This is a genomic window from Flavobacterium sp., assembly GCF_044348915.1.
Taxonomy (GTDB): Bacteria; Bacteroidota; Bacteroidia; order Flavobacteriales; family Flavobacteriaceae; genus Flavobacterium.
Window position 1 is genome coordinate 1 of the sequence record NZ_JBIKRX010000091.1, and the last position, 10,476, is coordinate 10,476.

At 32.6% G+C, this 10,476-nt stretch carries 12 protein-coding genes; 7 read left to right on the forward strand and 5 right to left on the reverse strand.

The annotated features are described in order from the left end of the window. From ACIQ1E_RS12255 to ACIQ1E_RS12275, 5 genes are all read left to right on the forward strand, one after another. A partial coding sequence (locus tag ACIQ1E_RS12255) for a transposase (RefSeq protein ID WP_396171601.1) occupies window positions 1–159 on the forward strand: 159 nt, incomplete at its 5' end. Window positions 160–270: 111 nt separating this feature from the next. Beyond that, entirely contained in the window at window positions 271–450 is a 180-nt protein-coding gene (locus ACIQ1E_RS12260; protein ID WP_396171591.1) for a hypothetical protein, read from the forward strand. 52 nt (window positions 451–502) lie between these two features. Continuing rightward, complete coding sequence (locus ACIQ1E_RS12265; RefSeq protein ID WP_396171592.1) at window positions 503–1,900, forward strand: arginine decarboxylase; 1,398 nt, start codon at window positions 503–505, stop codon at window positions 1,898–1,900. Window positions 1,901–1,980: 80 nt separating this feature from the next. Further along, window positions 1,981–2,952, forward strand: coding sequence for a deoxyhypusine synthase family protein (locus ACIQ1E_RS12270; RefSeq protein ID WP_396171593.1), 972 nt, complete (start codon window positions 1,981–1,983; stop codon window positions 2,950–2,952). Between the two features lie 9 nt (window positions 2,953–2,961). After that, on the forward strand, window positions 2,962–3,378 hold the full coding sequence (locus tag ACIQ1E_RS12275; protein WP_396171594.1) for a DNA primase: 417 nt from the start codon (window positions 2,962–2,964) through the stop codon (window positions 3,376–3,378). 58 nt (window positions 3,379–3,436) lie between these two features. Here ACIQ1E_RS12275 and ACIQ1E_RS12280 read toward each other — a convergent pair whose 3' ends face one another. The 4 genes from ACIQ1E_RS12280 to ACIQ1E_RS12295 form a co-directional block, all read right to left on the reverse strand. Continuing rightward, entirely contained in the window at window positions 3,437–3,952 is a 516-nt protein-coding gene (locus ACIQ1E_RS12280; RefSeq protein WP_396171595.1) for a DinB family protein, read from the reverse strand. 29 nt (window positions 3,953–3,981) lie between these two features. Beyond that, on the reverse strand, window positions 3,982–6,567 hold the full coding sequence (locus ACIQ1E_RS12285) for a phosphoenolpyruvate carboxylase (protein WP_396171596.1): 2,586 nt from the start codon (window positions 6,565–6,567) through the stop codon (window positions 3,982–3,984). Between the two features lie 96 nt (window positions 6,568–6,663). Next, the gene (locus ACIQ1E_RS12290; protein ID WP_103807030.1) at window positions 6,664–7,143 is read right to left on the reverse strand and encodes an Lrp/AsnC family transcriptional regulator; all 480 of its coding nucleotides are present in this window, start codon (window positions 7,141–7,143) and stop codon (window positions 6,664–6,666) included. A 39-nt stretch (window positions 7,144–7,182) separates the two neighbouring features. Beyond that, window positions 7,183–8,337, reverse strand: coding sequence for a M14 metallopeptidase family protein (locus ACIQ1E_RS12295; RefSeq protein WP_396171597.1), 1,155 nt, complete (start codon window positions 8,335–8,337; stop codon window positions 7,183–7,185). Between the two features lie 311 nt (window positions 8,338–8,648). Here ACIQ1E_RS12295 and ACIQ1E_RS12300 point away from each other — a divergent pair, with 311 nt between their 5' ends. Further along, complete coding sequence (locus ACIQ1E_RS12300; RefSeq protein ID WP_396171598.1) at window positions 8,649–9,128, forward strand: helix-turn-helix transcriptional regulator; 480 nt, start codon at window positions 8,649–8,651, stop codon at window positions 9,126–9,128. 1 nt (window position 9,129) lies between these two features. Here ACIQ1E_RS12300 and ACIQ1E_RS12305 read toward each other — a convergent pair whose 3' ends face one another. After that, the gene (locus ACIQ1E_RS12305; protein ID WP_396171599.1) at window positions 9,130–9,687 is read right to left on the reverse strand and encodes a 1-acyl-sn-glycerol-3-phosphate acyltransferase; all 558 of its coding nucleotides are present in this window, start codon (window positions 9,685–9,687) and stop codon (window positions 9,130–9,132) included. 60 nt (window positions 9,688–9,747) lie between these two features. Between ACIQ1E_RS12305 and ACIQ1E_RS12310 the strand changes: the two genes are divergently transcribed. Next, the gene (locus tag ACIQ1E_RS12310) at window positions 9,748–10,413 is read left to right on the forward strand and encodes a spermidine synthase (RefSeq protein ID WP_396171600.1); all 666 of its coding nucleotides are present in this window, start codon (window positions 9,748–9,750) and stop codon (window positions 10,411–10,413) included. Window positions 10,414–10,476: the final 63 nt, after the last annotated feature.

Here is a 10,476-nt window from a genome sequence, read left to right on the forward strand (position 1 = left end):
ATAATGAATATCAAAGGTTGGTTAAGAGGAATTCATCATCATTGCAGCAAAGAACATATGCAGGATTACCTGAATGAATACCATTTTAGATACAATAGAAGGTCAAATATGGGGACAATCTTCGATATGTTAATGAAAAAGATGGTGAAATTTGAATAAATATCAATAAAATCAATAGATAACAAGGGTGCTCTAAGCGCCTATACCTACTTAGTTAATTTTATAAATAAGGATTGCGATTGGTTTATAAATTTTTTTACATTTGCAGCAATGAAAAAAAATCAAAATACAAGACATTATAGCAGTATAAAAAACGAAATCATTATTCCTTTTCTAAGGATATTGAGACGTTTTTTTGCGATGAAAGATACTTTTAGTTTTGATATTTTCCCTTTTTTGAAAGCCGAAAACGAGAAGCTCCAAATCGTTTTTGAAAATATTAGAGTTTGAATTTTAGTTTAATTATTTCTCTTCTTAATTAATCTAAAATATTAAAAATCAAATGAATACAAAATATTTCGACTTAATAAATCAAACCTATTACTTTCCTCAAGAGGAATTTACATTAAATAAAGACAACCTAGAGTTTCACAATATCGATTTGATGAAATTGGTTGAACGATATGGCACTCCTTTAAAATTCACGTATTTGCCACAGATTTCCAATAACATCAACAAAGCCAAAAGCTGGTTTCGTAAAGCGATGGAAAAAAATAATTATGAGGCTAAATATTATTATTGCTATTGTACCAAAAGTTCACACTTTGAATACATAATGAATGAGGCTTTCAAGAATAACATTCACATCGAAACCTCGTCCGCATTTGATATCAATATAGTCGAAAAATTAGTTGAATCCGGTAAAATAAACAAAAGCACTTATGTGATTTGCAACGGTTTCAAAAGAGATCAGTATATTGAAAACATTGCGAGATTGATTAATAACGGACATAAAAATACCATTCCAATAATTGATAATTATGAGGAATTGGATATTTTGCAAGAAAACATCAAACGAAAATTCAAAATTGGAATTCGTATTGCTGCCGAGGAAGAGCCAAAATTTGAGTTTTATACCTCACGTCTTGGCATTGGATACAAAAACATTGTTCAGTTTTATAAAAAGCAAATTCAAGAAAATAAAAAATTGGAACTCAAAATGTTGCACTTTTTTATCAATACAGGAATAAATGACAATGCCTATTATTGGAATGAATTGGTGAAATGTATTAAAGTATATGTCGCTTTGAAAAGAGAATGCCCTACTCTCGATGGCTTGAACATTGGTGGTGGATTTCCGATCAAAAATTCATTGGCCTTTGAATACGACTATCAGTATATGATTGATGAAATTATCAATCAAATAAAGATTGCTTGTGATGAAGCGGAAGTAGATGTTCCTAATATTTTTACTGAGTTTGGATCTTATACTGTTGGAGAAAGCGGTGGAGCGATTTATCAAATTTTGTATCAAAAGCAACAAAATGATAGAGAAAAATGGAATATGATCGATTCCTCTTTCATTACCACTTTACCTGACACTTGGGCTATCAACAGACGCTTTATTATGTTAGCTGTAAATCGCTGGAATGATACTTACGAAAGGGTTTTGCTCGGAGGAATGACCTGTGATAGTGATGATTATTACAATTCCGAGCAGAATATGAATGCCATATATTTGCCAAAATACAACAAAGAAAAACCGCTTTATATCGGTTTTTTCAATACGGGAGCCTATCAAGAAACCATAGGTGGATACGGTGGATTACACCACTGTTTGATTCCACAACCCAAACATATTTTGATAGATCGTGACGAAAATGGCATCTTAGCTACCGAAGTCTTCTCGGAACAACAAACAGCTGAGGACGTTTTAGAAATTTTAGGATACAATAATTAATAATTAAAAGATTTCATTGTAGTTTTCAAAAAAAAATATTTTCTTTGAGCACGCAAGAAAAAGCTTTAAACCATAAAAAAATGAGTAAAGGACCAATAAGTCAGTTTATCGAAAAGCATTATTTGCACTTTAATTCTGCAGCGCTTGTAGATGCAGCAAAAGCCTACGAACAACAGTTAGCCAACGGCGCAAAAATGATGGTGAGTATGGCTGGTGCAATGAGTACAGCTGAAATAGGCAAAATTTTTGCAGAAATTATTCGCAAAGATAAAGTTCAGATAATTTCTTGTACAGGAGCTAATCTCGAAGAGGATATTATGAATTTGGTAGCACATTCTCATTACGAAAGAGTGCCACATTACCGTGATTTGACCCCCGAAGATGAATGGGCTTTACTCGAAAGAGGTCTGAATCGTGTGACAGATACTTGTATTCCAGAACACGAAGCCTTTCGTCGTTTGCAAAAACATATTTACAAAATTTGGAAAGATGCCGATGACAAGGGAGAGCGTTATTTTCCTCACGAATTCATGTACAAAATGTTACTTTCAGGCGTTTTGGAAGAATATTACGAAATTGATTTAAAAGACAGTTGGATGTATGCCGCTGCAGAGAAAAATTTACCTATTATTGTACCGGGCTGGGAAGATAGCACAATGGGGAATATTTTTGCTTCTTACGTTATTAAAGGTGAGCTGAAAGCATCAACGATGAAATCAGGTATCGAGTATATGACATTCTTAGCAGATTGGTATCCAAAAAACAGTTCTAATGGAATTGGGTTTTTCCAAATTGGTGGTGGAATTGCAGGTGATTTTCCAATTTGTGTAGTACCTATGTTGTACCAAGATATGGAAATGCACGATATTCCATTTTGGAGCTATTTCTGTCAGATTTCAGATTCGACAACCAGTTATGGTTCGTATTCTGGAGCTGTACCAAATGAAAAAATCACTTGGGGCAAATTAGACATTAAAACCCCTAAATTCATTATCGAGTCGGATGCTACGATTGTAGCTCCGTTAATTTTTGCCTATTTGTTGGATTTATAATATAAATTTATGAAGAGAGTAATTGTTGATTACGTAAAACTTACCCACGAAATTCTAAATCTATTGGTGGATAAATTTCCGGATGGCTATGATGATTCAAATATTATCCGTTTTAGAAATGCTCAGAACGAGTTAGTTGAAGCTGTTGAAGTGCGCACTGATGATACTATTTATTTAGTAAAGATCAGTACAAAACTTGCTGACAGAATCGAAAATTATGATGAAGATGATGAAATAGCAGGAGAAATTGAACCAATTGATGATGGAATTAGCTTAGATGACGATGATGATGTAAGCAATGACGATGATGATGTAGATGAATACAAAGAACCATCAGAAGAAAAGGAAGATGATTCTGACGACGATGATGATGACGAAGAATCAGATTCAAGTACTGAAGATGACGAAGACGAAGACGAAGATTAATTCTTTTGTTAATAAAAAAAGGAACTCAGTTTGGAGTTCCTTTTTTTATGCATAAATATTACAAATACCTTTCTTCAAAAACCTTTTGATGGTGTTTTTGATGCCCGATGATAAGAAAACCCAAAGCCCGAACCGAAACTGGATGACTAGATGCCATCCCAATACTCGTTAATTGATCAGACGAAAAACTCTTGAACATTAATAAATTAGAATGTCGAACAGCCGAAAATTCTGTTAGTAAACCTTGAATGCTTCTGCCGTTGGCATCGGTATTCACTACATAATCATTTTCCTCAAAACCTGGCAATGGCGTTTGATCATTGCGAGAAATTCTCATCGCACGATACGCAAAAACTCTTTCTGCATCGATAATATGCTGAATAATATCTTTGATTGTCCATTTGCCTTCGGCATAACGATAATCAAATTTGTCCATTGGAATATTTTGAACAAACTTGATAAAATCGTGTAAACTAATTTCTAATTCTTCAAATAAATCAACATTCCCAATCGCTTTGATGTAAGTAGCACTGAACGGAGAATATTCATTTGTTGGCAATTGATTGGAATTCATAAAAGGATTTTTCAAGAGTTACTAAACAACTAAGCCGAATTTCTACTTGCATTTGTATTTCCAAAAAGAGAACGAGTTACAATTTTCTCGTAAGTTTGAATCAAATCTAAATCTGGATTATCTTCCTTATTCAATTCATTAATTCTAAGCAAAGCATATTGTTGTATTGTCAACAACGGCAATACTATACGCTCTCTTATGTCTATCGAAGCTTTACCGTCAGGATAGTTTTCCATCAAGGATTTATGCCCTGCAATTTTAAGTAACAATCTTTTGGTTTCCAAAAATTCGTCATAAATAATTTGCCAAAACTCCCCAAACTCAGGGTCGTTTTTCATATAGGAAGTCAACGGAAAAAATGACTTTGCCAATGACATCATACTGTTTTCCAATAAAGTTCTGAAGAACAAGGAACTATTGTATAAGTCTTGAACCCTACCCCAATTATTAGTATCTTCAAAATGCTTCAATGCCGATCCTACTCCAAAAAACCCTGGTACATTTTGTTTCAATTGACTCCAAGAACCTACAAAAGGAATCGCTCTCAAGTCAGAAAACTCTAATGTTTCAGACTTACTCCTTTTTGAAGGACGACTTCCTATATTTGTTTTCGCATAGTATTTCAAGGTACTCATTTGCTCTAGATAAGGAATAAATTTTGGATGATTCTTAAAATTCAAATATTTCTCATAACCTAACTGAGCCAATTGATCTAAAATCTCCTTATCGCTATCGGATAAACTATTTTTTTGTTTATTAAACACTTGATTGGTCGCACCAGCACTCAATAAATTCTCTAAATTATAACGGCAAGAATCCAAGGTTCCAAAATTCGAGCTTATGGTCTGCCCCTGAACTGTAATTTGTATCTCGTTATTCTCGATGTTTGGCCCTAGAGAAGCGTAGAACTTATGGGTTTTTCCTCCACCACGAGCTGGAGGTCCGCCTCGCCCATCAAAGAATAGCGCTTTTACCCCGTATTTTCTAGACATTGCGGTTAGTTCTTCTTTGGCTTTATATATACTCCAATTCGCCATCAAATACCCACCATCTTTAGTTCCATCCGAAAAACCAAGCATTATAGTTTGCTTATTATTTCTTCTCGCCAAATGAGCTGCATACACGGGATTAGTGTACAGCTTCTCCATTATTACGTAAGCATTTTGCAAATCGTCTACAGATTCGAATAACGGAATAACATCAACTGTTGGCTCTGCCCAATTATTTAATTTGAAAAGGGCAAAAGTTTCCATTACGTTCAATGCACTTTCGTTGTTGCTTATGATATATCGATTAGCTCCGAACTCTCCGTTATTTTCTTGAATTATTCTAATAGCTTGAACGGATTCTATTGTCGACCTTGTAATTTCATCTTCAAACACAGTAGCATCCAGATTCCCGCTTACAGTGGATAATACTTCAATCTTTTCCACCTCGCTCAATTCAAAATAATTTGATGGAAATACGGTAGAGTTTGAGTTTAAATAATACTGTACAACATCTTTAAATACAGCATTATGTATTCTGCTATTCTGACGAATATCTAAGGAAGCAAAATGGAACCCAAATAAATTCACCTTAATAAGAAGTGCTTCTAATTCATCCAAATACAAGGATTGATTTCGTTCGATAAGTATCGTTCTTATTTTATTCAACTGCGATTTAAACTCCTCTAAAGTGATATAAATCTCCCCTTTTGAATAAAAAACAGATCGGTACAATTTGTATTCGAGTTCCGCCACAAGAACATCAACTTCAAAGAAAGTAAGCTTTCTTTTAAGATTTCTCATTTCTCGATAGTAGCATTTAAGAATTGAAGTCCGCAATCTGTCAGCTACTTTAAGCGTGATTTCTGTTGTTACGAATGGATTGCCATCACGGTCACCCCCTGGCCAAAACCCTAACTTGATCAATTGATTATTGATCGAACTTCCGTGTAAAATATTCTTTTGCAGATAATGCACAATTTCACCAGAAGTCTCATAAAACACATTTTCTAGGTACCAAATCAAACTAACCGCTTCGTCAAAGGGATTTGGCTTTTCGTTTTGGATAAATGGCGTTTTACCTAATTGCGCTAACAATTGTTTTATTTCAAGCAGATTATTTTTACGAATGGCATCAGTCAAATCATTGATAATCCCCAACACTGCTCCTGGATAAAACTGAGTGGGATGAGCGGTAAGAACGGTTCTAACATTGAAATTTTCTAAAAACGAAATCAACTCTGACTCCAAGTCTTTTGCCGATGCTTTTTCTTTGATATCACGTAAAGAGCCTCTTCCATCCATATTATTAACTACAGAAAACGCTGCGTCTTCAACAGCATCAAATAATACAATTTGTCGTTCGATATATTGAATAAAACGAAACATCAAATCTATCTTTTCTGACTCTGAAGCTCCACTTAAATATTTTTGAGCAAATAAATCTAATATCTCCTTTGGAGTTTCTTGTTTTTTAAATCCATTTTCACAACCATCTGTAAACAATGGCAGTAAAGCACCGGTATTATCTATAGAATCAAAAGGGAGTGTTATAAAAACACTATTGTATATATTATACTTAGAGAGGACCTCCTCATTAAATCGTTCAATTTTAGGATGGGTATACATAATGGTTTAGTTAGTTATGTTGTTTTTAGTACTTTCTATAAAAAATAAACCCCAAGAATTCACTTGAGGTTATTTATATAACTGCATTCAAATGAATTAGATATCCTTGAAGATAGTATGCATTAAACGCTTTTTATCATTGATGCTTTCTTCTAATGAAATCATTGTTTCTGTTCTGTAAACTCCATCAATATCATCAATCATAAAGATAACATCTTTAGCATGTTTGGTGTCTTTTGCTCTAATCTTACAGAAAATATTGAACTTTCCAGTAGTCACCGATGCCACAGTCACGAAAGGAATTTCATTAATTCTTTGCAAAACAAATTTTGTCTGAGAGGTATTATTAAGAAAAACTCCAACATAAGCTATAAAAGAATATCCTAGCTTATCATAATCCAAAACTAATGAAGAACCCATTATTATTTCGGCATCTTCCATTTTCTTAACTCTAACGTGGACTGTTCCAGCCGAAATTAATAATTTTTTTGCGATATCTGTAAAAGGAATTCTAGTGTTGTCAATCAACATGTCCAAAATTTGATGGTCTACTTCATCTAAACGAAACTTACTCATAATTCGATAATTTAATATTTATAACTACAATTACAAACTCTAACTAGTAATTAATCCGTTAGCAAACTCTAAAGCGTTATTTAGATAAAAATTAGCTTTTTGATTTAGTTTTGGGAAATTCTCATTTTCATCCTGATAAAGTACCTCTTTTGCATCATATTCAAAATGTCCGAAAAAATTATCCAATTCGCCTATATGAACAATATAAGCATTAAAACAAATCTGATTATTGATTAATTCTTCTTTGTATTGTGCAGCAAATTTCGTGATTATTTCGATACCATCATAATTTATTTTGATATTTTTATATAAAAAATCATAAAAAACTACTTTATTTTGAGGAATACTCAAATATTTATCAAATTCATTGCCGACTAAATCGTTTTCGCTAAGTATTTTGAAACTCGATACCAAAGATGCAAAAACATATTTTCGAGTTTCCTCCCTTTGATAATCGTTTGGAAAATGCCCGGCTTCAAACAAAACTGTAGGAACTCCAAGAAACTGAAAAGTATCTCCAATGCAATTGATATTAAATCCATCATCAAAACGACCAATCTGCCCCGGAATAAGCTGCTGTAAAGCATCATTTATACCCGAAATAAGATTAATTGCCTTTAATCTATTTTCGTTAACCTCTCGCGCTTCATTATAAGAAGGTGCTAAAAATGACAACGTTGCTGGTTTTCCTGTACTTCCAACACCAAAAATAGTGCGCTGATCGTGAAGATTAAAACAGAAATCAGGTTCGAAATTTTCGAAAACCTCTCTTAGAACCCTACTTTCTGGTTGAGATAAATCTTGCGAATCTCGATTTAAATCCACTTTGTTGGCATTTTCGCGAGTATACAATTTTGCTCCATCAGGATTCAACATGGGAATACTGCAAAAGGTAAAAGTTTCAAGGAATGTCTTTGCCAATTCAGACTTTCCGTTTAAGAAGTTCAAAAAATCAAGTAATGCTTTTGTAGTCGTGCTTTCGTTTCCGTGCATTTGTGACCAAAGTAAAATCTTTATTTTCCCACTCCCAATTTGATACTTATATATAGAAATACCAAGCACTGATTTTCCAATTATCTCTAATTGGTTTTTGGTATTTGATTTTTCTAAAATTGGAAAAATAATTTCAAATGTAATATAACGACCTTCTATTGATTGCTCTTTATATTGGCTATGCAATTGTTCTAAATCCATGTGTATAATTTTGTTTTACAAAAGTAAACATCTTTAAATTAACATTTGTTATCTCTGAAAGAACTATTTAATTTAGAATTGTAAACATAATATGTACGAAAGCATTTATTGAATTCTGAACAAAAGTTAACAATTGTATTTAAAAATATATTTAAGTATTAATTATTTTATATTCAGTACTTTAAAATATATTATTTAATGTTAAAATTTATACATAATTATTGTTTTTATGCAATTTACATCTGTAATATTGCCGCGTTGATTGATTTTAATTACATTTGTAACAACTAAGAATAAAAATGTAATTTACAATGGTAAACACTGAAAGTTTTATAAAAAGATTGGAAATTATTCTAGATTATTACAGCTTGAACGCCTCTTCTTTTGCCGATAAAATAGGTGTTCAACGCTCAAGTATGTCACACCTACTTTCAGGCAGAAACAAACCTAGTTTGGATTTTATGCTTAAAATATTGGAAGTTTTTCCTGAGGTAGATTTGTATTGGATGTTAAACGGAAAAGGAACTTTTCCGAAATCGGAAGTAGTTTTCGATTCAAAAAGCTCTCCTTCTACTCCAATTCAGTCCAACACAATTTCAGAAACTAAAATTGAAAAGAGCAATGAATTGAATCCAGAAAAATTTTCGAATCTAAGTCATGTATTGGAGGAAAACAAATTTGAAACAATTTCGAATTCAAAAATAGCTTCGACTCAAAAAACGGATGGGGAAATTGACAGAATTGTAATTTTTTATAAAAACGGAACTTTTAAAACGTATTCGCCAGAATAATTTAATTTTCGGGGTTAAAACCCTTTTCAGGGATTTTGCCAGTTGTCCCTTTGAAATGATGGAGCAAAATTTTTAAATCATTTTCATAATTAGAAGTTGGGAAAAATGGTTTGCCAAGCTTTACTGTTTTATTTCCAAAATCGAAAGCAACTGGAATAATTGGAACATTTGCTTTCAAAGCAATATAATAAAATCCAGTTCTGAGTTCGTTAATTTTTTTTCTAGTACCTTCAGGCGAAATAGCCAATCTAAATTCATTATGATTTTCAAAAATTTTTGCAATAGCTTCCACTTTATTCAAACTTCCTACTCTATCTATAGGAGCTCCACCCATCCAACGAAAATAATATCCGAAAGGAAAACGAAATAATTCTTTTTTCGCTATATAATTCATTTCAACGCCAGTGATCCCTCGAGTGAATATCCCAAGATAGAAATCGTGCCAGCTCGTGTGTGGAATAACCATAAGAACACATTTCTTGATACTTTCATCAATTGTGCCAGTGATTTTCCATCCCATCACTTTAAAGAAAATAAATTTATAAAAGCTTTTTTTCATTTGGACCTATTTTTGGTAAAATTAGCATTATTCCCGTATTTTTGGTAAAAATAAATTCAAATGCTCCAAAAACTGCTCAGCTACCTTTTTCCAATTACCATTTTTGAACAAAAATCGACCATAAGCAAAAACTTAGAATTAACTTGGACCAATGGAAAATTAGTTTTGGATAGTTTGAACACAAACTATTCTTATGGTAATTTGCAACGTATTTTAAGAAAAGGATTAAAAATCATCGGTTTCGAGAAAATAAAACCCATGAACAACATTCTTGTACTAGGGGTTGCGGGCGGTTCTGTAATACGAACTTTGGTCGATGAAATTAAGTACCAAGGACAAATCACTGGCGTCGAAATTGATCAATCCATTATTGATATTGCCAATTCTTATTTTAAGCTCGACACGATTTCTAATCTGGAAATTGTTATTGATGATGCTTCAAATTATGTTTTGAAAACGAATATAAAATTTGATTTAATAATCATTGATGTTTTTGAAGATGCTAAAATGCCGGATTTTTTGTTCGAATTCTTTTTCGTCAACCGAATTTGCTTTTTATTAAAGCCCAAAGGACGGATCCTTTTTAATACAATGCTTTTAAACAATAGTGACAGGCAACGCAATTTGCAGTATGTAACCCATTTTAATCCAAAAAAATATACTGTTTCTACATTCAATAAAATAGACAAAACTAATGAGTTAATTTTGATTGAACGTACCACATAATTCTAATTGTTTAATTGCTTATTTCGGTAAATATTTTGTATATTAGAGGTCAATACAATCTCA